This window comes from Burkholderia sp. IMCC1007, from assembly GCF_027257875.1.
In the GTDB taxonomy this organism is placed as follows: domain Bacteria; phylum Pseudomonadota; class Gammaproteobacteria; order Burkholderiales; family Burkholderiaceae; genus Burkholderia.
On sequence record NZ_JAPVQY010000052.1, the window covers coordinates 27,822 to 49,139 of the forward strand.

Sequence of the window (21,318 nt, forward strand, 5' to 3'; positions counted from 1 at the left end):
ATGGCGGCCCCCGATGAAGCGGACGGGGTTTCGTCTATCCCGTCCGATTGTGCAAAAAGCGAAGCGTTGCCGCTTCGCTTTCCGCGCATTACTTTGTCGTGTCGTTCCGCGATCAGGATTCCGCGAACAGCGACATCACCGAGTCGCCGCGGCGGATCCGCGAGAACGTTTCGGCCAGCAGGCTCGCGCTCGTCAGCGAGCGGATCTTCGAGCAGGCCAGCGATTCGGCCGACAGCGGGATCGTATCGGTGACGACCAGCTCGTCGAGTGCCGATGCCGCGATACGATCGGCGGCGCCGCCCGACAGCACCGGGTGCGTCGCGTAGGCAAACACCTGCTTCGCGCCGCGATCCTTCAGCACTTGTGCAGCCTTGCAGAGCGTGCCTGCCGTATCGACCATGTCGTCCATGATCACGCAGGTGCGGCCTTCGACTTCACCGATGATGTTCATCACTTCGGCGATGTTCGCCTTCGGACGACGCTTGTCGATGATCGCGAGATCGCAGTTGAGCTGCTTCGCGAGTGCACGGGCACGCACCACGCCGCCGACGTCCGGCGACACGACGAGCAGATCCGAGTAGTTCTGCTTGCGCAGGTCACCCAGCAGGATCGGCGTTGCGTAGATGTTGTCGACCGGAATGTCGAAGAAGCCCTGAATCTGGTCGGCGTGCAGATCCATCGTGATGATCCGCTCGACGCCGGCGATTTCCAGCATGTTCGCGACGACCTTCGCCGAGATCGCGACGCGCGCCGAGCGCGGGCGACGATCCTGACGGGCATAGCCGAAGTAGGGGATGGCTGCGGTGATCCGGCCGGCGGATGCGCGCTTGAGCGCATCGACCATGATCATCAGTTCCATCAGATTGTCGTTCGCCGGTGCGCACGTGGATTGCAGGACGAAGACGTCCTTGCCGCGCACGTTTTCCTGGATCTCGACCTGGATCTCGCCGTCGGAGAACCGGCTGACCATTGCTTTGCCGAGGGGGATACCAAGGATACTGACGACTTCCTGGGCGAGCGCGGGATTCGCGTTGCCAGTAAAGACCATCAGGCCATCATGGCTGTGGCTGCTCATCGTGCACCTGCTTCAGGCTTGGGCGGGAAATGCGGGAAAATTTTGGCAGGGGAGGAAGGACTCGAACCCTCGCATGCCGGAATCAAAATCCGGTGCCTTGACCAACTTGGCGACTCCCCTACACTTAACTGATAACTTCACCGAACTCGTGTAGGCCGTTCGGCAAAGTAAAACTTCATGACGCGAAAGCGAAGAGCGGATGCTCGCTCAAGCTCTCGGCAACTGCACCGTTCCAACCGGTGGGCAGCTTGGCTTTCGCCGCTTCTGCCTCATGCTTGCTGCGAAACGCTGCAAACACACTTGCTCCGGAGCCTGTCATCCTCGCGGGGGTCACATTATACAACCATTTGACCACCTTTGCAACTTCCGCGTACTTACTTGCTACAACTTGCTGCATATCGTTCCGGCCGAAACTGTCTGGCCATCCCGCATCGCTGTTTTGCTGTGCAAGAAAGTCAGCAATTGTGACTGGCTTCGTATCTCTTGTCAACAACTCATCTGAAAAAATTTCAGCGGTGGGGACATGAACTCGCGGCGTCACAACCAGGAACCAGCGAGTCGGCAATTGTACCTCAGCTAATTCTTCCCCGATACCCTCTGCGAACGCATTTTTTCCAAAAACAAAAAACGGCACGTCTGCGCCGAGTTTCACCGCGAGCGATTGCAACTCCGTGCGCGGCAGGTCGAGTTGCCACAGGCGGTTCAGCGCGAGCAGCGTCGTCGCCGCGTCGGAGCTGCCGCCGCCGAGGCCCGCACCCATCGGCAGGCACTTGTCGATTTCGATGTCGACGCCAGCCGCGGTGCCCGTGTGGGCCTTCAGCAGGTTCGCCGCGCGTACGACGAGATCGCTTGCCTCGGGCACGCCCGGCACCTCCGTGACGCGGGCGACGCGACCGTCGTCGCGCAGCGTGAAGTGCAGCGTATCGCCCCAGTTCAGCAACTGGAACACGCTCTGCAGATCGTGATAGCCGTTCGGACGACGGCCGGTGATGTGCAGGAACAGGTTGAGTTTCGCGGGCGCGAGGCAATTGCGCAGCGAGCGGGTCGAATCGGTCATGCGTATGTCGGGATAGGTTCGCGTGCTTACTGGTCGAGCACGAGCTTGATGTCGAGCGGCGGTGTCGCGCGCACGAGGTTCACGCGTTTGACGCCGGTGGCCGGTGCGTCCGCGTAGGCGAGGTAGTCGATCGTCCAGCCGTCCTGGCGAATCTGCTTCAGATGCGTGCTGTCGGCCGGGTCGCGCACCGTCTGCGCGGCTGTCGTGGGCGCGGGCGTCGGCAGCAGCCAGTAGCGCAGGCCGGCGAGCGGCAGCGAGAAGCCGAGCGTGTTCTGCATCAGCTCGCCGACGTCCGTCGCATATTGCGGTTGACGGTTCGGCAACTCGAGCGATGCGGCCTGCGGCGTCGACTTCACGATCGCGAGCGTCTGGCCGAGCGGGCTGCGCAACTCGACCGACACGTCGTCGCCGTGCTCCTGCCAGTCGAAGTTGCCGTACACGTTCTGCGGCCGGCCGAGGCGATCGTTGTACTGCACCGCGAAGCGGCCGTGGTACGCGTGCGTCGCGGCCGTCTTCAGCACGGCGCCCGACGGCGCATTCGCGGACGGCGGCGTGCTCGCGCAGCCGGCAAGCGCGAGCGCCGCGCCGGCCGCGGCCAGCGTGCGCAGCGCGCGGGAAGACGGGGAAAGCATCGGGAACATCCGCATCAGAGCCTGTTGATCTGGAAGCGCTTGAGCGTCTGCACGAGCGTGTCGTTGTCGGGCTCGAGCTTCTGCGCGGCACGCCACGCGGCGCGTGCGTCGTCCTGCGCGCCGCTCTTCCACAGCACTTCGCCGAGGTGCGCGCCGATCTCGGCGTTCGGCTGCAGGTTGTACGCATGCCGCAGGATCTTCGCCGCGCCGGCCGTGTCGCCCATGCGGTACTTCACCCAGCCGAGGCTGTCCATGATGTACGCATCGTTCGGTGCGAGCGACAGTGCCTTGTCGATCAGCTTGCTGGCCTCGGGCAGGCGCTGGTTGCGATCGGCCAGCGAATAGCCGAGCGCGTTGTACGCCTGCGGATTGTCGGGCTGCGTGCGGATCAGCTCGCGCAGCTGCTGTTCCATCGTCGTGTAGTGGCCGGTCTTCTCGGCCGCCATCGCGTAGTCGTAGCGCAGGTCGGGATCGTCCGGGAAGTCCTGCACCGCCTGCGCGAGCCGCGCCTCGGCTTCCTGATAGCGCTTCGCGGTAAAGAGGATCGACGCGTCGGTGCGTGCGACGACCGCTGCATCGCGCGGATCGCTGATCGGCAGATCGTCGAGCACCTTGCGCGCCTGATCGGTCTTGCCCTGTTTCTGCAGCAACTGCGCGCGCGTGATCTGCGCGGGCAGGTAGTGCTGGCTCGTCTGGTCGACCTTGTCGAGCCATTGCGACGCCTGCGCGTCGTTGCCCTGCTCGATCGAGATCTGCGCCAGATAGATGTAGCCCTGGCCGACGTCGAGGTTCGGCTGCTTGTCGCCGAGCTGCACGTACTGTTTCAGGTACGCGCTCGCGTCGTCGAGCTTCTTCTGCTGGATCTTGATCAGCGCGAGCGCCATCAGCGGCGTCGGATCCTTCGAGTCGAGCTTGCGCATCGTCTCGAACTGCTTCTGCGCGTCGTCCAGACGATCGTCGGCGAGATAGAGCTGCGACAGCGCAAGCCGCGCGTCGCGCGACTTCGGATTCTGCTGAACATATTTCTCGAACGACGCGATGCCGGCCGCCCGCTCCGCGGGGCCCATCTGCGCCAGCATCAGCGCCGCCGGCAGGTAGTCCGGGCGGATCTGCAGCGCGTGCTTCAGCGACTGCGCGGCGCCGTCCTTGTCGTCGACCGCGAGCTGCTGCCGCGCGATCGCGAGCTGCGCTTCGGGCCGATTCATGTCGTTCTTCAGCATGTCCTTCAGCACCGCGAGGCCGCCGACGCGGTCGGCGCCGCGTACCAGCAGCGCCTGCAGCGCGAGGATCGCGGGGCCGCGCGTTTCGCCGGTCGCGCGGGCCAGCTCGCGCGCGAGCATCGGCTGTGCGTCGGCCGGCTTGCCGGCGAGCACGAGCAACGCGGCGTCGACCTGCGATGCGCGGTTCGAATCGGGGGCGTACTGGCGCCACAGGGAAGCGGCGGACAACGCATCGGCCGGGCTCTGCGCGCCGAGCGCGATCTCGGTCGCGCGCTGCGCCATGCGCGGATCGTGCGTGTCGCGGGCGAGTGCGAGATAGGTCTGGTAGGCGGGCGCGGGCTGGTTGCGCTGGAGCGCGACCTCGGCAGCCAGCACCTGGTAGACGATCTGGCTCGTCAGCGGGACGCCGGGGACATCCTTCTGCTCGTCCGGCATCACGTGCTCGAACGCGCCCTGCGAATCCGCGTCGTCCGGGGCCGGATCCTGCGCGTGAGCCGGGAAGGCGGTGAGGGTCCAGGCGGCGAACAGCGCGGCGCCGAGCGCGCGGCGGACCGGGAGCGCACGCACGCCACGCTCGGCGGCGCGGCGCTTCAGAAGCAGCTTCGAGGGCAGGGTCATGGAAATCCGTTCGATGTTTCAACCGATTGTAACGCGCTCGCTACAATACACGCACGATCGTGAATCCCGTCTCAGACCTGCAAAACATGCCAGAGTTGCCAGAAGTCGAAGTCACGCGGCGGGGCATCGAGCCCTTTGTCGCAGGCCGCCGCGTCGAGCGTGTCGACGTCCGTACCGCGATGCTGCGCTGGCCCGTGCCGGCGGGGCTCGCGGAGCAGCTGTGCGCGCGCGAGGTGCTCGCCGTCGAGCGGCGCGGCAAGTACCTGCTGTTCGAGGTCGACGCGGGCTGGTTCATCGTTCATCTCGGGATGACGGGCACGTTGCGCGTACTGCCAGCAGCCGGCGTGCCCGTTGCGGCCAAACACGACCACATCGACTGGATTTTCGACGAATTCGTGCTGCGCTTTCGCGATCCGCGCCGTTTCGGTGCCGTGCTGTGGCACCCGCGCGAAGCGGGCGACGTGCATTCGCATCCGCTCCTCGCGAGCCTCGGCGTCGAGCCGTTCTCGCCCGCGTTCACCGGCGCGCTGCTGCACGCGCGCACGCGCGGCCGCACGGTGTCGGTCAAGCAGGCGCTGCTCGCGGGCGACATGGTCGTCGGCGTCGGCAACATCTATGCGTCCGAGAGCCTGTTTCGCGCCGGCATCCGGCCGACGACGGCCGCCGGCAAGGTCTCGTTGCCGCGCTACGAACGGCTGGCCGACGCCGTACGGGCGACGCTTGCCGACGCGATCGAGCGCGGCGGCAGCACGCTGCGCGACTTCGTCGGCAGCAACGGCGAAAGCGGGTATTTCCAGCTCGACTGCTTCGTCTACGATCGCGCGGGCCTGCCTTGCCGCGCATGCGGCACGCCGATCCGCCAGATCGTGCAGGGTCAGCGTTCGACCTATTACTGCCCGACCTGCCAGCGCTGAACCGCGCGTTGAACCCTTTCTTCACAGATTCGAACTTGAAGCCGCCTCGCACCGCTCCCGCCCCATACCCCGTCACGCCGCTGCACCGCACGTTCGCCACGCGCCTCATCGCATGGCAGCGCGTGCACGGCCGCCACGACCTGCCATGGCAGAACACCCGCGATCCGTACCGGATCTGGCTGTCGGAAATCATGCTGCAGCAGACGCAGGTATCGACCGTCGTCCCGTACTACACGCGTTTTCTCGAACGCTTCCCGACCGTCGTCGCGCTGGCCGACGCGCCCGCCGACGACGTGATGGCGCTGTGGGCCGGCCTCGGCTACTACTCGCGCGCCCGCAATCTGCATCGCTGCGCGCAGGTGGTCGCCGCCGAGCATGGCGGCGTATTCCCGTCGACGCCCGACGCGCTCGCCGAACTGCCCGGCATCGGCCGCTCGACGGCGGCGGCGATCGCGTCGTTCGCATACGGCGCGCGCGCGACGATTCTCGACGGCAACGTGAAGCGCGTGCTCGCGCGGGTGTTCGGCGTCGAAGGGTTCCCGGGCGAGAAGCGCGTCGAGAACGACATGTGGGCCCTTGCCGAATCGTTGCTGCCGGATGCCGCGAACCCGGCCGACGTGAGTGCGTACACGCAGGGGCTGATGGATCTCGGCGCGACGCTGTGCATGCGCGGCAAGCCGGATTGCGCGCGTTGTCCGTTCGCGGGCGACTGCGTCGCGCAATCGACGGGGCGGCAGCGCGAACTGCCGGCCGCGCGGCCGAAGAAGGCGGTGCCGACGCGCAAGACCTGGATGCTCGTGCTGCGCGACGGCGATGCCGTGCTGCTCGAGCGGCGGCCGCCGGCGGGCATCTGGGGCGGGCTGTGGTGCCTGCCGCAGGCCGACGGCGACGCCGCGCTCGCGGAGCTCGCGCGCGGCTTCGGCGGCGGCGGCCCGGTGCCGCTCGCGCCGTTCACGCACACGTTCACGCATTTCCGGCTCGAGATCGAGCCGCGGCTGAGCGACATGACGGCCGCCGGACTGCCGCTTGCCCAGGATGCCGAGACGGCGTGGGTGCCGCTCGGCAGGCTCGACGCGTATGGCGTGCCGGCGCCCGTGCGCAAGCTGCTCGATGCGCTGAGCGGGCCGCTGCTGTAACGAGTGGGGTGGTGCGCGGCATGGGCCGCGCATGCTGCGAGACGCCGGGTTTTCAACCCGGCCGCTGAATTGCGCGCGATGTCGCCACGAAGCGATGCGCGATGGGTCGGCCTACAGCCACCCGTGCCGATCGAGCACGTGGTGTACGGCGTCGATGCGCGCACCGACGTCCGGAAACTCCATCAGCTTCTGCCGCGCGCGCAGGTCGAGAGGCAGCAGTTCGGCGAGACGGTTCGACACCCAGCTCGGATCGTCGAGGCGGAACGGTTCGCCGAACGGCATCTTGTCCGGTTCCGATTTCTTCAGCGCTTCGATGATGCGCTCGAGCACCTCGGCGCACGAGCCGAATTGCGCGAGCGCCTGCTCGCCTTCGAGCGGGATGTCGTCGGGCAGCGGCTCCGCGATGCCGACCAGCAGCCCGTTGCTTTCGACGCGATACGACAGCAGCTCGAAGCGCTGCGTGCCGACGGTCTGCAGGAACAGCATCCCGAATTCGCCGGTGTCGCACTCCGTGATGCGTGCCATGCAGCCGATGGTCTCGGGCACCGAGACGGCGCCTTCCTGGGCCACTTCGGGGCCGCTCTTCAGCAGGCACACGCCGAACGGCGCGTCGTCGCGCAGGCATGCACGGGCCATGTCGAGATAGCGCGCCTCGAACACCTTGAGCGGCAGCGAGCCGCCGGGGAACAGCACCGTGTGCAGCGGAAACAGCGGCAGGTCGATCAGCGTGGTCGATAGGGTAGACATGGCGCGCCGGCGAAAGAGCGGAGTCGCTAAGGTCGATCGACCTCGGTGACGAGCCGCGACGACGCGTCGACATCCACGGGCGCGTCACGATGCCGCACGATCACGTTCGCATCGTGCGCGAGGCGCGCGGCGAGCGTTTCCGCAATGAACACCGAGCGATGCTGACCGCCCGTGCAGCCGATGGCGACGGTCAGGTAGCTGCGGTTGTCTTCGCGAAAGTGCGGTAGCCATTTCATCAGGAACGCATGGATGTCGTCGATCATCTGATGGACGATCGGCAGTGCGTCGAGAAAGTCGATGACCGGCTGGTCGAGCCCGGTGAGCGGGCGCAGCTCATGGTCGTAGTACGGATTCGGCAGCGCGCGCACGTCGAACATCAGGTCGGCGTCGAGCGGCACGCCGCGCTTGAAGCCGAACGACTCGAACATCACCATCAGGTCGTTGTTCTTCTGCTCGATGAAGCGCTTGACCCACGTGCGCAGCGCATTTGCGCGCAGCGTGCTGGTATCGATCTGGTGGCCGAATTCGGCGAGCGGCGCGACGAGATCGCGTTCGCGCTCGATCGCTTCCTCGAGCGACGACAGCAGGCCGACGTTCGCATCGTGCGACGGCGAGCCGGACAGCGGGTGGCGCCGGCGCGTTTCGGAGAAGCGCTGGATCAGTGCCTGCGTGCTCGCGTTCAGGAACAGCACGCGGACGTCGTGCTCGAGCGACAGCGCGCGGATCAGGCCGGGCATTTCGTCGAGCGACGCGCTGGAGCGCGCATCGATTGCAACCGCGAGCCGGTGCTGGCCTGCCTCGGCGAGGTAGCGGGCGAGTTCGGGGAGCACGTGCGGCGGCAGGTTGTCGACGCAGTAATAGCCTGCGTCTTCGAGCGCGTTCAGCGCGACGGACTTGCCTGAGCCGGAGATGCCGGTGATGAGGACGATGCGCATGGGAAGCAGAGAATCCTGACGTTTCATCATAGCACCGGCTCGACGCGTCGGCGCTGCGCGGCCGGCGCGCGGAAATTACACGAGCTTGCCGGGGAATTGGCTGTCGGGATCCTGCATCGCGAGCCGTTGCCGATCCATGAAGTCGCGCAACGTGTCGATTCCGCGCAGCTGCAGGATCGTGTTCCGCACGGCCGCCTCGACCAGCACCGCGAGGTTGCGGCCGGCCGCCACCTGGATCGTCACCTTGCTGATCGGCAAACCGAGCACGTCGACGGTCTGGCTTTCCAGCGGCAGGCGCTGGAATTCGCCGTCCGGACGGCGGACGAGCTGGACGATCAGCTTCAGCTTCATTTTCCGCCGCACGGCGGTTTCGCCGAAGATCGTCTTGATGTCGAGCAGGCCGAGGCCGCGCACTTCGAGCAGGTTCTGCAGCAGCGGCGGGCAGCGGCCTTCGACGAAATCGGGGCCAAGTCGGACGAAGTCGACGGCATCGTCGGCGACGAGACCGTGGCCGCGGCTGATGAGTTCGAGGCCGAGTTCGCTCTTGCCGAGGCCGGAGTCGCCGGTGAGCAGCACGCCCATCCCGAGGATGTCGAGGAACACGCCGTGCAGCGTCGCGCGCGGCGCGAGGATGCGCGACATGTAGAGCCGCAGGCTGTCGATCACCGCGGCGGCCGACATCGGCGTCGTGAACAGCGGGGTGGACGAGCGCGTGCAGCGCAGCACCAATTCGGGCGGCGCCGCCGCGCCGCCGGCGACGACGAGGAACGGCGGCTCGAGGGCGATCAGCTCGGCCATGTGGCGCGAACGGTCTTCGTCGGTCTGCCGCTGGTAGTAGTCGATTTCGGCTTCGCCGAGCACCTGGATCCGGTTCGGGTGGATCAGGTTCAAGTGGCCGACGAGGTCGGCGCTCGACGTCGCGTTGCCCACGGTGTCGGCCGAAAAACCGCGCTCCCAGCCTTCATGCCCCGTCAGCCAGCTCAGCTTCAGCGTGGCTGCGTTGTCGTCGAAGATGCTCTGGGCGTTGATGCTGGACGTATCCATGACTCTCGTCACTCCAATGAGCCGGTGCGTGCGCGCGGCGACGGGCGTCGCCATGCGGGACCGGCGCCGGGCAGCCGTGGACGGCGGCGCGTGCCGCCTCGTTCGGGAAAATATTCCGCCCGGATCAACTCAAGGTTGCCACTGAGTGAGCAGGCGATGCAACTCGGCGATATCCGTTTCGTTGTGCAGACGCTCGCGCGCATCGCGATCGGACAACAGTTGCGCGATTTCCGACAGGATCTCGAGGTGTTGCTGAGTGGCTTGCTCGGGGACGAGCAGGAAAATCAGGAGACCGACCGGCTGGCCGTCGGGCGCTTCGAACGGGATCGCATCGGCGAGCCGCACGAAGGCGGCGAGCGGGTGCTTGAGCCCCTTGATGCGCCCGTGCGGAATCGCGACGCCTTCGCCGAGCCCGGTCGAGCCGAGGCGCTCGCGCGCGAACAGGTTGTCCGTGACGGTGCTGCGGGCGATGCCGTTCTGATTCTCGAAGATCAGCCCGGCTTGTTCGAAGACGCGTTTCTTGCTGGTGACGGAGAGGTCGATGACGACGTTCTCTATGGGCAGGATTTTGGCTAGGCGATTCATGTTGGCAGGCGATTGGGCGGCCTGGGGTCTCCTTGCGGCGGCAGACTGATTGTCCATGTTCGGCGATATCAAGGCGTTCGGCATTGGCAACCTGCAAGGCAGCTACCGCACCAACGCCCCCCGGCGATAACCGGAACATTATAGAGCACAGCCGCGCGCGTGGCGCAGCATGGACAGACCGGTCGCACCGCTGCGTCGAAGCCACAAAAAAAACGCCCGGCGAACCGGGCGGCGCATGTATTGCAGTGACCGTTATTGCGGCGGCAGTTCGATCTGGTCGATCGACGGCTGCAGCTTGATCGGGTCGTGCGCGTGCGTTTGCAGACGCTCCATGTGCTTGACGACCTGACGATCCAATTTGTCGATCAGCAGATCGATCGCGGCGTACAGGTTACCGTTCGCGCTTTCGACGAAGATGTCCTTGCCCTTCAGATGCAGATTGATTTCCGCGCGCTGCTGCTTGTCCTTTTCCTTGTGGTTGTCGACCGAGAGGATCACAGTGCCATCGATCACCTGATCGCTATGGCGTAGCACCCGGTCCAGCTTGGTGATCACGTATTCGCGAATTGCAGGCGTGACTTCGAGATGATGTCCACTGATCTTCAGGTTCATAGTGCTTCTCCAAGCGAGTGACCACCCGGCCGCATCGAGGCGGCGCTCCGGTCGACTTGCCCCTGCCGCACGCGGCGGCAAATTCGCGGACAAGTCGCCCGGCCTGTTCCCCGAGTGCGCGGTGGCCGGAACACGCCTGCCGCCAGGCAGGCAGCAGGCTTAAAGAGACTTGCGCAGATTCACTGCCGGGATTTTGAGAGCTTCGCGATACTTGGCAACCGTGCGGCGCGCAACCACGAAACCCTGTTCTGCCAGCAGCTCGGCAATGCGGCTGTCCGAAAGTGGCGATTTTGGGTCTTCAGCTCCTATCAGTTGCTTGATCAGGGCTCGGATGGCGGTCGACGAAGCGGCGCCTCCGGTGTCGGTCGAAACGTGTGATCCGAAGAAGTACTTAAATTCCAGCGTCCCGAACGGGGTCAGCATGTACTTGCCTGTTGTCACACGGCTGACAGTCGACTCGTGTAGGCCCAGCGTATCAGCTATTTCCCGCAAAACCAAGGGGCGCATGGCAATTTCACCGTGCGCAAAGAAATTCTTCTGACGCTCGACAATAGCCTGCGCGACCCGCAGGATCGTGTCGAAGCGCTGCTGGATGTTCTTGATCAGCCAGCGTGCTTCCTGGAGCTGCTGCTTCAGCGAGCCGGCCGACGGATCGCCGCGGCTGTTGCGCAGGATGTTCGCGTACAGGTTGTTGATGCGCAGGCGCGGCATCACTTCCGGATTGAGTTCCGCGACCCAGCCCTGGCCGGACTTCTTCACCATGATGTCGGGCACGACGTAGTCGGCTTCGGCCTTGCCGTATGCGGCGCCCGGGAACGGCTCCAGCGAGCGGATCAGCGCGTGCGCGTCGCGCAGCGCGTCGTCGCTCGCCTTCAGCTGCTTGCGCAGCCGCGTGAAATCGCGCGCGGCGAGCAGCTCGAGATGCTGCGACACGATTTCGAGCGCGAGCGTGCGGGTGGGGGACGGATCGAGGCGCAGCAGCTGCAGCTTCAGGCACTCGGACGCCGAGCGCGCGCCGACCCCGGCCGGGTCGAAGCTGTGCAGCAGCGCGAGCGCCGCGTTCAGTTCGTCGCCGTCGATTTCGAGTTCGGCCGGCAGATCGGCGAGCACTTCGTCGAGCGACGCGGTCAGGTAGCCGTCGTCGTCGAGCGATTCGATCAGGAACATCACGAGCGCGCGATCGCGCGGGCCGGCCTGCGTGACGCGCAGTTGCGCGGACAGATGGTCGCGCAGCGACGTCGCGGCTTCCTGCACCTGCAGCGGCGGCAGGTCGTCGTCGTCGGACGCGCCGCTCGAGCGGCCGAACTCGTCGAGATTCCACTGCGGGCCGTCGTTGCCGTCGCCGGACCCATAGCCGTCGTATTCATCGGCGCCGGCCGGCTCGTCGCGCTCCGCGCGATCGCTGGACGTGCTGCTGCCGTTGGCTACGGCCGGCTCGGTGTTCTGCGCGGGCGGCGTCTGCGCGATCAGCGATCCATCCGCTGCGACACGCAGCGGACTCGCGATCCATTCATCGTCGTTCTCGAGCAGCGGATTCTGCGCGACGGCCATCGCGACTTCCTGCTGCAGTTCGAGCGTCGACAGCTGCAGAAGCCGGATCGACTGCTGCAGCTGCGGCGTCAGCGCCAAATGTTGCGACAGGCGGAGTTGAAGGCTGGCTTTCATGGCAGAGAGGGAGTCATACCGGCAGTGTGCCACGACCCGGGCGCGTTGAGCCATCCGCGATTACGCGCGGCGCGGCGCCCGGCCGCGGGATGAGCGGCGACATGGCCGGAAAGCCGCGCGCAGCCCCGCGCGGCGGTGCCGGGCGGGGTGCAGCGAGCCACGAGGGGACTTACATGCGGAAGTGTTCGCCGAGGTACACGCGGCGTACGCTTTCGTTCTCGATGATGTCGCTCGGCGCGCCGGCGGCGAGCACCGAACCGTCGCTGATGATGTATGCGTGGTCGCAGATGCCGAGCGTTTCGCGGACGTTGTGATCGGTAATCAACACGCCGATGTTACGCTGTTTCAGGAACTTGACGATCTTCTGGATCTCGAGCACCGCGATCGGGTCGACGCCGGCGAACGGTTCGTCGAGCAGGATGAAGCTCGGGTTGGTCGCGAGCGCCCGCGCGATTTCGACGCGACGGCGCTCGCCGCCCGACAGCGACAGCGCCGGATTCTCGCGCAGGTGGCCGATCTGCAGCTCGTCGAGCAGCGCCTCGGTGCGCGACGCGATCGCCTCCTTCGACAGCCGCTTGCCGTCGTCGCCGAACTGCAGCTCGAGTACCGCGCGGATATTCTCCTCGACGGTCAGCTTGCGGAACACCGATGCTTCCTGCGGCAGGTACGACAGGCCGAGCGACGCGCGCTTGTGGATCGGCAGCAGGCTGATCGAGCTGCCGTTCAGCGAGATCTCGCCCGCATCCGTCGGCACGAGGCCGACGATCATGTAGAACGACGTCGTCTTGCCGGCGCCGTTCGGGCCGAGCAGGCCGACGACCTCGCCGCTCTTCACGTCGAGCGACACGTCCTTGACGACCGTGCGCGAGCCGTAGCGCTTCTTCAGGTTGCGGACGACGAGCGAACTCGTCGTGCCGGCCGGCTGGCGATTCGGTAGCGCATTCATTGGCCCGGCGCTCCCTGGATCGTGGTCGACGGCGACAGCTTCGCCGGCGCGCCGTTCAGCGGCCCCGCGCCGCCGTTCTTCGGCGACAGCATCGCGCGCACGCGGCCGGTCGGGTTGCCCGGCGCCGCGATGTCCTTGCCGCCCTTCGCGGTGTAGAAGTCGTGCTGGCCGTCGTACGTGATCACGCTGCCGTGCACGGTGTCGGCGATGGTCGACGTGCCCTGCAGGCGGCGCACGGTCGCGGCGGTCGTCAGTGTCGTCAGGTCCTGCTTGCCGTCGTAGTCGATGCGCTCGGCGTCGCCGTCGATGTACTCGTCGAGACCTTCGCGCTTCTGGCGGAACGTCGCATGCTTCTTGCCGCTGCCGAACGACGTCGCGTACTGATAGCCTTCCGGATCCTGACGCACTTCGACGCGGTCGCCCTTGATGACGATCGTGCCCTTCGTGATCACGACGTTGCCGGTCGCGACCGTGACCTGCTTCAGGTCGTCATAGGTGAGGTTGTCCGCCTCGACGTTGATCGGCTTGTTCTGGTCGGCCTTCTCGGCATGGGCGAGCGGCGCCAGCCCGACGAGCGGGAGCGCCACGAGCGTCGCGGCGAGCGCGGCGCGGACGGCGCGCGCAGCGCCGCCGGAATTCGGTCGAGGGAACGGTTCGTTCATGCAGTCACGTGAGGGATGCGTCACTTGGGTCGACCTTTCGAGCCGCCGGACGTGTCGGACGCGGCAATGGTGCCGCGCACGTTGCCGTAAAGCTCGATGACCCGGGTGACGTTGTTGTACTTCATGCCGTCGGTCGCGTTGACGAGCGACAGGCCGCGCTGAAGTTTAACCGGCTTTTCGGTCTGGATCACATCGTCATTGACGAAGATCCGGAAATGCTGGGAATCGGCCTGCATCTGCGGATCGCCGCCGCCGGCCACACGCAGGATGCGCGCGTCATCGTACAAATCGACGATCGACACGTCGCCGTTGACGATGCCGCGCTTCGCGGTGGTCGTCACGATCGGCTTGCCGGGCTGGAACGCGCGCATGGCCGGATCGGTCAGGTCGCTGTTGTCGGTGTCTTCGTAATGGATCAGCTTCGCGGCCGTCAGCCGGTACTGGGTCGTGCCGGACTGATCGAGCTCGGTGACGGAGAAGTTGTCCGCGAAGTAGTCGGGGGTGTGGCGCTTCGGCTGCGCGGCGCCCTCGCCGGGGGGCGGCAGCGTCGCCTGCAGCAGCCACCACGTGATGCCCGCGAGCGCGGCGACCGCGACGAGCGGCAGCAACTGGGTCCAGCGGAAATGCGTGTTCATCCGTCAGGCTCCGCAGGCGGCCGCGAGCATCGCGTCGTAGCGGCGTTGCGCGCGCAGGATCGCGTCGCACACTTCGCGCACGGCGCCGTGGCCGCCGCGCGCCTCGGCCACCCAGTGCGCGCGGGCGATCACCTCGGGATGCGCATTGGCCGGCGCGGTCGCGAAGCCGCAGCGCAGCATCACGGGCAGGTCGGGCCAGTCGTCGCCCATGTAGCCGCATGCGTCGGCCGTCAGGCCGAGCGACGCGACCAGGTCGGCGAACACGGTGAGCTTGTTCTCGACGCCCTGGAACAGGTGCGCGATCTTCATTTCCTTCGCGCGCGCCGCGACGATTTCCGAGCGGCGGCCGGTGATGATCGCGGTCGCGATGCCGGCCTCGCCGAGCAGCTTCACGCCGTGGCCGTCGAGCGAATTGAACGACTTCATCGCGTCGCCGGCCGCGGTAAACAGCAGGCCGCCGTCGGTCAGCACACCGTCGACGTCGAAAATCATCAGCTTCACGCGGCTCGCTCGTTCGGCCGCAGTCAGCGCTGCGCTCATCAGATCACCTTCTTCGAAAACAGGTCGTGCATGTTCAGCGCGCCGATCAGCACGCCGTCGGCATCGACCACCAGCATCTGGTTGATCCGGTGGCGCTCCATCAGTTCCACCGCTTCGACCGCGAGATGTTCGGGGCCGATCGTGCGCGGCTCGCGGGTCATCACCTCGACGATCGGCAGCGTGCGGAAATCGCCGTCGCGGGCGAGCACGCGACGCAGGTCGCCATCGGTGAAGATGCCGGCGACGCGGCCGTCGGCCTCGACCACGGCCGTCATGCCCATTCGCTTCGCGGTGATCTGGAACAGTGCGTCCGACAGCGTCGCGTCGGCGCCGACCTGCGGCACGTCGTCGCCCGAGCGCATCACGTCGCGCACATGGGTGAGCAGGCGGCGGCCGAGCGCGCCGCCCGGATGCGAGCGCGCGAAATCCTCGGAACCGAAGCCGCGCGCGTCGAGCACCGCGACGGCGAGCGCATCGCCGAGCGCGAGCGCGGCGGTCGTGCTCGCGGTAGGCGCGAGGTTCAGCGGGCACGCTTCCTTCGAGACCGCGGCGTTCAGGTTCACGTCGGCGAGCGTGCCGAGGCTCGATCCCGCGCGGCCCGTGATCGCGATCAGCTTCGCGCCGATCCGCTTGACGAGCGGCAGGATCGCAACGAGCTCTTCCGACTCGCCCGAATACGAGATGCCGATGAAGACGTCGTCCGACGTGACCATGCCGAGGTCGCCGTGGCTGGCCTCGGCCGGATGGACGAAGAACGCCGGCGTGCCGGTGCTGGCCAGCGTGGCCGCGATCTTGCGGGCGATATGCCCCGATTTGCCGATGCCGGACACCACCACGCGGCCGCGACAGCCGAGCAGCAGCGCAACGGCCTGGACGAAGTCGCCGTCGAGCTGGTCGCGCAGCGCGCGTACGGCGTCCGCCTCGATGTCGAGCACGTCGCGGGCGAGCGCGAGCGCCCGATCATCATTGATTTTCGCTATCATGCGCGGAGTATAGCAAAGGCGTTTGTTCGCCGCGCCGGGCTTTCGGACTTGTCCGATGCAGCCTGACCACCGCCACCACCCGCGCCCGCATTGCCGCGGCCCCGACGAACGAGGACGCTTCGCCTGTGATTTCCCCGCTCGAAATGACCCTGCTGCTGTTGCTGGCCTCGGTGGTGGGTGTCGTCGTATTTCGCTCGTTGAACCTGCCGCCGATGCTCGGCTACCTGACCGTCGGCATCCTGGTCGGCCCGCATGCGTTCGGCATTGCCGCCGACCTCGAACGGGCCGAACACCTCGCGGAATTCGGCGTGGTGTTCCTGATGTTCTCGATCGGCCTCGAATTCTCGCTCGCGAAGCTCAGGGCGATGCAGCGGCTCGTGTTCGGGCTCGGGTTGCTGCAGGTCGTCGCGACCCTCGTGCTCGCGGTCGTGCTCGGCGCGCTGTTCGAGCGCTGGGTGCACATCACGTGGCAGGGCAGCGTCGCGCTCGGCGGCGCGCTCGCGATGTCGTCGACGGCGATCGTGTCGAAGATGCTCGCCGAGCGGCTCGAGATCGAGACCGAGCATGGTCGGAACATCTTCGGCGTGCTGCTGTTCCAGGATCTGGCGGTGGTGCCGCTCTTGATCGTGATCGCCGCATTCGGCGCGGAGTCGTCGAAGGATCTTGCGCTCACGCTCGGCTTCGCGGCGGTCAAGATCGTGATCGCGCTCGCGCTGCTGCTCGTCATCGGCCAGCGCTTCATGACGCGCTGGCTCAACGTCGTCGCGCGGCGCCGCTCGCAGGAGCTGTTCGTGCTGAACCTGCTGCTCGTCACGCTCGGCGCCGCGTTCATCACCGACCGCTTCGGGCTGTCGCTCGCGCTCGGCGCGTTCATCGCGGGGATGCTCATTTCCGAGACGCCGTTCCGCCATCAGGTGGAAGAGGACATCAAGCCGTTTCGCGACGTGCTGCTCGGCCTGTTCTTCGTGACGACCGGGATGCTGCTCGATCCGCGCGTGATCTGGGAACACCCGTTCCTCGTGCTCGGCTTCTTCGTCGGGCAAATCCTGTTCAAGGCGACGATGATCGCGGGCCTCGCGCGGCTGTTCGGCGCGACGCCGGGCGTCGCGATGCGCACCGGCATCGGCCTCGCGCAGGCCGGCGAATTCGGCTTCGTGCTGCTGAACCTGATCCTCGACCGGCACCTCGTCGATTCGACGCTGCTGCAGGCGATCCTCGCGTCGATGCTGCTGTCGATGCTCGCCGCGCCGTTCCTGATCCAGAACGCGGACCGCATCGTGATGCGGCTGTCGTCGACGGAATGGATGCAGCAGTCGCTGCAGATGACGCGGATCGCGACGCAAAGCCTCAAGCAGCGCGGCCACGTGATCATCTGCGGCTACGGCCGCGCGGGCCAGAACCTGGCGCGCATGCTCGAGCAGGAAGGCATTTCGTACGTCGCGCTCGACCTCGATCCCGATCGCGTGAGCGCGGCCGCGACGGCCGGCGAGTCGGTCGTGTTCGGCGACGCGGCGCGCCGCGAGTCGCTGCTCGCGGCCGGTATCCACCGGGCGGCGGCCGTCGCGATCACCTACGCGAACACGCCGTCCGCGCTGCGCGTGCTGCACCATGTGCACGAGCTCGAGCCGACGCTGCCGGCGATCGTGCGCACCGTCGACGATGCCGATCTCGAGAAGCTGCTTGCAGCCGGTGCGACCGAGGTGATTCCGGAGATCGTCGAAGGCAGCCTGATGCTCGCGTCGCACACGCTGGTGCTGGTCGGCGTGCCGATGCGCAAGGTCGTGCGGCGCGTCGAGGAGATGCGCGACGAGCGCTACAGCCTGCTGCGCGGCTATTTCCGCGGCGCCGACGATGCGGACGACGACGATCACGAGCAGGTGCGGCTACAATCTGTGCCGGTCGACGCGCGCGCGGACGCGGTCGGGCGCTCGCTGGAAGAGCTCGGGCTGTATGCGCTCGGGCTGGAAGTCACGGCGATCCGCCGGCACGGCATTCGCGGCGTCGAACCCGATCCGCAGACCAAGCTGCGCGCGAGCGACATCGTGGTGCTGCGCGGGCTGCCCGAGGCGCTCGCGCTCGCGGAGGAACGGCTGTCGCGCCATCGGCGCGATCCGCCGGTCGCGGTCGCCTGAGTCGCCCGGGGGCGCCGGAGCTGGCGGAGTTGATGGAGTCGCCTGAGCCGCGATTCGCCAACCCGACCCGTATTTATTCGAAACGGTGCCCGATCGTCGCGCACCGTTTTTTTCGGAGAGTTTCATGCCGCATTCGTCGTCGGGCGCGCCGCTCGATCCGGTCGCCTTCATTCACAACCAGATCCGCACGGTGCCCGACTGGCCGCAGCCGGGCGTGCAGTTCCGCGACATTACGACGCTGCTGCAGAGCCCGAAGGCGCTGCGCATCCTCGTCGACCTGTTCGTCGAACGCTATGTCGATGCGAAGCTCGACTACGTCGCGGGGCTCGATGCGCGCGGCTTCATCATCGCGCCGATCGTCGCGTACGAGCTGAGCGTCGGCTTCGTGCCGATCCGCAAGGTCGGCAAGCTGCCGTACAAGACGCGTTCCGAGTCGTACGACCTCGAATACGGCAGTGCGACGGTCGAGATCCACGAAGACGCGTGCCGCCCCGGCGACCGCGTGATCATCATGGACGACCTGATCGCGACCGGCGGCACGATGATGGCGGGGCGCAACCTGCTGCACCGGCTCGGCGCGGTGGTCGTCGAAGGCGCGGCGATCATCGACCTGCCCGATCTCGGCGGCTCGACGCTGCTGCGCAACGCGGGGCTGCCCGTCTATACCGTCACCGAATTCGCCGGCCACTGAACCAGTGAATCACTGAGCGCCGGCCTACGCCGCGAGGTCACGATGCCCAATTTCATGCTGTTTCTCGCGACGTCGGTCGCGATCACGTTCGCGCCCGGTCCCGACAACCTGCAGGTGCTCGCGCGCGGCATCTCGCAGGGGCGCGCCGCCGGCTTCGTCGCGGCGCTCGGCTTCACGGCCGGGATCCTGTTCCACACGACGCTGGCGGCGCTCGGCGTCGCCGCCGTGCTGCGTTCGTCGCCGCTCGCGTTCCAGGCGCTGAAGCTCGCGGGCGCCGCGTATCTCGTGTGGATCGGCATCAAGGCGCTGCGCAGCCACGGTCTCGCGAACGCGCATGCGCGTCCGCCGCAGCCGCTCGGTGCGATCTTCCGGCAGAGCGTGATCGGCAACCTGATGAACCCGAAGGTCACGCTGTTCTTCGTCGTGTTCCTGCCGCAGTTCGTCGATCCGCACGGCGTGCAGAGCGTGACGCTGCAGATGTTCGAACTGGGTGCGCTGTTCATGCTGCAGACGGCCGCGATCTTCACGCTGTTCGGCGTCGGCGCGGGTGCGATCGGCGCGTGGCTGAAGCGCCGCCCGAAGGCCGGCGTGTGGCTCGACCGGATCGCCGGCGCGACGTTCATCGCGATCGGCATTCGCGTCGCGCTGAAGGATTGATGACGATGACGTTTCCCTGCATCGCCGCTGCACGCCGCTTCGATCCGGCCGCGCACCTGCGTTTCGTGATCGCCGGCGAGCAGGTCGGCTGGGTGCGTCGCCAGGACGTCGCGAAGCTCGCGCGCTGGCCCGACGTGTTCGAGCTGACCGACGCGCGTGTCGTGCTGTCGGCGCGCTACGACTCCGTGGACGCGCGCAGCATGGCGCTCGCGAGCGCGATCGGCGCGCTGGCGGCCGAGGGCGCGATTCCCGGCTGGCGCGACGAGATCTATGCGATCCGCAACCGCTTCGACGATCCGCCGCTCGCGTACATCGAGCGCGCCGCGTCGCGCTTCTTCGGTACGCAGACTTACGCGGTGCACGTGAACGGCATCGTAGAATATGCGGTTGCACCGGGTTCGCCCGCCGTGCCGCAGATGTGGCTCGGCCGTCGCAGCGCGACCAAGGCCACCGACCCCGGCATGCTCGACAACGTCGTCGCGGGCGGCATCGGCTGGGGGTTGGGCGTTCACGAGACGCTCGTCAAGGAGTGCTGGGAAGAGGCCGGCATGCCGGCCGAACTGGCGGCGCGTGCGATCGCGGGCCGCGCGGTGCAGGTACTGTGCTCGCTGCCGGAAGGCACGCAGTCCGAACTGATCTTCGTGTACGACCTGCCGCTGCCGCGCGACTTCGCGCCGCACAACCAGGACGGCGAAGTCGCCGAGCACCTGCTGGCCGGCGTGCCGGAGGTGATCGGCTGGTTGCGCGAAGGCCGCGCGACGACGGATGCGAGCCTCGCGATGCTCGACACGCTGCTGCGCCATCGCTGGCTCGCGGCGGCCGATGCCGCGGGCATCGACGCGCTGTTCGCGCCGTCCGCATGACGCGCGCCCGGGCCGGGGCGCAGCCGCACGAACCGGCCATTTGACGAATACCGAAACGAAGGGAGTAGCGGTCATGCCGACCGATCACAGCTTTATCTTGAAACTGTCGTGCCCCGACCGGCACGGCATCGTCCACGCGGTCTCGGGCTTCCTGTTCGAGCGCAGCAACAACATTCTCGATTCGGCGCAGTTCGGCGACAGCCGCACCGGCGAGTTCTTCATGCGCGTGCACTTCGAGCAGGACGGCGGCGGCGAGGATGCAGCGTCGGCGCTCGACACGCTTCGCAAGGAATTCGCACCGCTCGCCGAACAGTTCGCGATGCGCTGGGAGCTGCACGATGCGGCCGTGAAGCCGCGCGTCGTGATCATGGTGTCGAAGATCGGCCATTGCCTGAACGACCTGCTGTTCCGCTATCGCACCGGCCAGCTGCCGATCGAGATCCCGGCGATCGTGTCGAATCACAAGGAGTTCTACCAGCTCGCCGCGAGCTACAACATCCCGTTCCATCACTTCCCGCTCGTCGGCGGCTCGTCCGATGCCGCGAAGGCCGCGCAGGAAGCGCGCGTGCTGGAAGTGATCGACGAGCACCAGGCCGACCTCGTCGTGCTCGCGCGCTACATGCAGATCCTGTCGCCGAACATGTGCGCGCAGCTCGCCGGCCGCGCGATCAACATCCACCATTCGTTCCTGCCGAGCTTCAAGGGCGCGAAGCCGTACTACCAGGCGTTCGACCGCGGCGTGAAGCTGATCGGCGCGACCGCGCACTACGTGACGACCGATCTCGACGAAGGCCCGATCATCGAGCAGGAAGTCGAGCGCGTCGACCACAGCATGACGCCCGACCAGCTCACCGCGATCGGCCGCGACGTCGAGTGCGTGACGCTTGCGCGCGCGGTGAAGTGGCACGTCGAGCACCGGATCGTGTTGAACGGGACCAAGACGGTCGTGTTTCGCTGATCGGCGATTCG

At 66.8% G+C, this 21,318-nt stretch carries 22 protein-coding genes and 1 tRNA gene; 7 read left to right on the forward strand and 16 right to left on the reverse strand.

The window, feature by feature from the left end; translation table 11 throughout:
* Positions 1-112: 112 nt before the first annotated feature.
* The 5 genes from O1Q03_RS31215 to O1Q03_RS31235 all read right to left on the reverse strand — a co-directional run bounded on the left by O1Q03_RS31215 (position 113) and on the right by O1Q03_RS31235 (position 4,602).
* Positions 113-1,075: a ribose-phosphate pyrophosphokinase gene (locus O1Q03_RS31215; protein WP_269508179.1), complete on the reverse strand. Its 963-nt coding sequence runs from the start codon at positions 1,073-1,075 to the stop codon at positions 113-115.
* Between the two features lie 43 nt (positions 1,076-1,118).
* Positions 1,119-1,195 (reverse strand) — tRNA-Gln (locus O1Q03_RS31220).
* A 55-nt stretch (positions 1,196-1,250) separates the two neighbouring features.
* Positions 1,251-2,132, reverse strand: a complete 882-nt coding sequence (gene ispE / locus O1Q03_RS31225; protein WP_269508181.1) for a 4-(cytidine 5'-diphospho)-2-C-methyl-D-erythritol kinase — start codon at positions 2,130-2,132, stop codon at positions 1,251-1,253.
* A 26-nt stretch (positions 2,133-2,158) separates the two neighbouring features.
* On the reverse strand, positions 2,159-2,779 hold the full coding sequence (gene lolB / locus O1Q03_RS31230) for a lipoprotein insertase outer membrane protein LolB (RefSeq protein WP_269508183.1): 621 nt from the start codon (positions 2,777-2,779) through the stop codon (positions 2,159-2,161).
* Positions 2,779-4,602: a tetratricopeptide repeat protein gene (locus O1Q03_RS31235; RefSeq protein WP_269508186.1), complete on the reverse strand. Its 1,824-nt coding sequence runs from the start codon at positions 4,600-4,602 to the stop codon at positions 2,779-2,781. Before O1Q03_RS31235 ends, lolB begins: the two co-directional genes overlap by 1 nt.
* 86 nt (positions 4,603-4,688) lie before the next feature.
* Here O1Q03_RS31235 and mutM point away from each other — a divergent pair, with 86 nt between their 5' ends.
* Together mutM and mutY are read left to right on the forward strand one after the other, a co-directional pair.
* Positions 4,689-5,516, forward strand: a complete 828-nt coding sequence (mutM, locus tag O1Q03_RS31240) for a bifunctional DNA-formamidopyrimidine glycosylase/DNA-(apurinic or apyrimidinic site) lyase (protein ID WP_269508189.1) — start codon at positions 4,689-4,691, stop codon at positions 5,514-5,516.
* 35 nt (positions 5,517-5,551) lie between these two features.
* Positions 5,552-6,652, forward strand: coding sequence for an A/G-specific adenine glycosylase (gene mutY, locus O1Q03_RS31245; RefSeq protein WP_269508192.1), 1,101 nt, complete (start codon positions 5,552-5,554; stop codon positions 6,650-6,652).
* A gap of 111 nt (positions 6,653-6,763) precedes the next feature.
* Here mutY and O1Q03_RS31250 read toward each other — a convergent pair whose 3' ends face one another.
* The 11 genes from O1Q03_RS31250 to kdsD form a co-directional block, all read right to left on the reverse strand.
* A complete protein-coding gene (locus O1Q03_RS31250) occupies positions 6,764-7,399 on the reverse strand; it encodes an LON peptidase substrate-binding domain-containing protein (protein WP_269508195.1) in 636 nt (211 codons plus the stop codon).
* 26 nt (positions 7,400-7,425) lie between these two features.
* Complete coding sequence (gene rapZ, locus O1Q03_RS31255) at positions 7,426-8,334, reverse strand: RNase adapter RapZ (protein ID WP_269508197.1); 909 nt, start codon at positions 8,332-8,334, stop codon at positions 7,426-7,428.
* A gap of 75 nt (positions 8,335-8,409) precedes the next feature.
* Complete coding sequence (hprK, locus tag O1Q03_RS31260) at positions 8,410-9,378, reverse strand: HPr(Ser) kinase/phosphatase (protein ID WP_006483133.1); 969 nt, start codon at positions 9,376-9,378, stop codon at positions 8,410-8,412.
* Positions 9,379-9,507: 129 nt separating this feature from the next.
* Positions 9,508-10,047, reverse strand: coding sequence for a PTS sugar transporter subunit IIA (locus O1Q03_RS31265; protein ID WP_269508199.1), 540 nt, complete (start codon positions 10,045-10,047; stop codon positions 9,508-9,510).
* 168 nt (positions 10,048-10,215) lie between these two features.
* Positions 10,216-10,575, reverse strand: a complete 360-nt coding sequence (gene hpf, locus O1Q03_RS31270; RefSeq protein WP_006477786.1) for a ribosome hibernation-promoting factor, HPF/YfiA family — start codon at positions 10,573-10,575, stop codon at positions 10,216-10,218.
* 159 nt (positions 10,576-10,734) lie between these two features.
* Complete coding sequence (locus O1Q03_RS31275) at positions 10,735-12,240, reverse strand: RNA polymerase factor sigma-54 (protein ID WP_269508202.1); 1,506 nt, start codon at positions 12,238-12,240, stop codon at positions 10,735-10,737.
* Between the two features lie 169 nt (positions 12,241-12,409).
* Entirely contained in the window at positions 12,410-13,186 is a 777-nt protein-coding gene (gene lptB / locus O1Q03_RS31280) for an LPS export ABC transporter ATP-binding protein (RefSeq protein WP_269508204.1), read from the reverse strand.
* A complete protein-coding gene (lptA, locus tag O1Q03_RS31285; protein WP_269508207.1) occupies positions 13,183-13,848 on the reverse strand; it encodes a lipopolysaccharide transport periplasmic protein LptA in 666 nt (221 codons plus the stop codon). Before lptA ends, lptB begins: the two co-directional genes overlap by 4 nt.
* A gap of 20 nt (positions 13,849-13,868) precedes the next feature.
* Entirely contained in the window at positions 13,869-14,483 is a 615-nt protein-coding gene (gene lptC / locus O1Q03_RS31290; RefSeq protein ID WP_269508210.1) for an LPS export ABC transporter periplasmic protein LptC, read from the reverse strand.
* A gap of 3 nt (positions 14,484-14,486) precedes the next feature.
* Positions 14,487-15,023, reverse strand: coding sequence for a KdsC family phosphatase (locus O1Q03_RS31295; RefSeq protein ID WP_269508213.1), 537 nt, complete (start codon positions 15,021-15,023; stop codon positions 14,487-14,489).
* Positions 15,023-16,006, reverse strand: coding sequence for an arabinose 5-phosphate isomerase KdsD (gene kdsD, locus O1Q03_RS31300; protein WP_269508215.1), 984 nt, complete (start codon positions 16,004-16,006; stop codon positions 15,023-15,025). Before kdsD ends, O1Q03_RS31295 begins: the two co-directional genes overlap by 1 nt.
* Before the next feature lie 125 nt (positions 16,007-16,131).
* On the opposite strand from kdsD, the gene O1Q03_RS31305 reads away from it, so the two are divergent.
* The 5 genes from O1Q03_RS31305 (at position 16,132) to purU (ending at position 21,307) form a co-directional block, all read left to right on the forward strand.
* Complete coding sequence (locus tag O1Q03_RS31305; RefSeq protein ID WP_269508216.1) at positions 16,132-18,138, forward strand: monovalent cation:proton antiporter family protein; 2,007 nt, start codon at positions 16,132-16,134, stop codon at positions 18,136-18,138.
* 124 nt (positions 18,139-18,262) lie between these two features.
* A complete protein-coding gene (locus tag O1Q03_RS31310) occupies positions 18,263-18,829 on the forward strand; it encodes an adenine phosphoribosyltransferase (RefSeq protein ID WP_269508217.1) in 567 nt (188 codons plus the stop codon).
* Positions 18,830-18,871: 42 nt separating this feature from the next.
* On the forward strand, positions 18,872-19,486 hold the full coding sequence (locus O1Q03_RS31315; protein ID WP_269508219.1) for a LysE family translocator: 615 nt from the start codon (positions 18,872-18,874) through the stop codon (positions 19,484-19,486).
* A gap of 5 nt (positions 19,487-19,491) precedes the next feature.
* Positions 19,492-20,349 carry an NUDIX hydrolase gene (locus O1Q03_RS31320; protein ID WP_269508220.1) on the forward strand — a complete coding sequence of 286 codons (858 nt, stop codon included), beginning with the start codon at positions 19,492-19,494 and terminating at the stop codon, positions 20,347-20,349.
* Between the two features lie 73 nt (positions 20,350-20,422).
* Entirely contained in the window at positions 20,423-21,307 is an 885-nt protein-coding gene (gene purU, locus O1Q03_RS31325) for a formyltetrahydrofolate deformylase (RefSeq protein WP_269508222.1), read from the forward strand.
* Positions 21,308-21,318: the final 11 nt, after the last annotated feature.